Raw genomic sequence first — 409 nt, 5'->3', positions numbered from 1 at the left:
GATGTTGAAGTTGTAATTAGTGTTCCTAATCCTAATTATAAGGTTACTAAAATGAAACCTCTTAAAAAAGGAGTTTTAGATACTATAATTTATAACGAACATATAACAATTAAAAATATTCCAGAAAAGGCATATGAATATGTAGTTAATGGTCGATCAGCTATTGGATGGATTATTGATCAGTATCAGATTAAGACTGATAAAAAATCCGGTATTACAGATGATCCAAATGAATTCAGTGATGACCCTAAATATATTTTAAATCTATTATTATCAGTAATTACAGTTAGTATGAAAACATTAGAGCTAGTTAAACAATTACCTGATTTTGAGATACTAGAACAATAGAAGTTTAAGGTTATAAAATCATCAATTGTGGATTTTAAATAAAGTTATACCGTTTATAAAA

1 protein-coding gene is annotated in these 409 nt (G+C 25.9%); it reads left to right on the top strand.

Annotation, left to right across the window (positions count from 1 at the left end; translation table 11 throughout):
* Positions 1-348: type ISP restriction/modification enzyme (locus KVT27_RS23795; protein ID WP_254636267.1), on the top strand; the 348-nt coding region annotated here is incomplete at its 5' end.
* Between the last annotated feature and the right edge of the window lie 61 nt (positions 349-409).

The organism is Lysinibacillus sp. GbtcB16, assembly GCF_019091145.1.
Taxonomy (GTDB): domain Bacteria; phylum Bacillota; class Bacilli; order Bacillales_A; family Planococcaceae; genus Lysinibacillus; species Lysinibacillus fusiformis.
The sequence above is the reverse complement of the archived record's forward strand: the minus strand, read 5'-3'. Positions and strand labels throughout refer to the sequence as shown.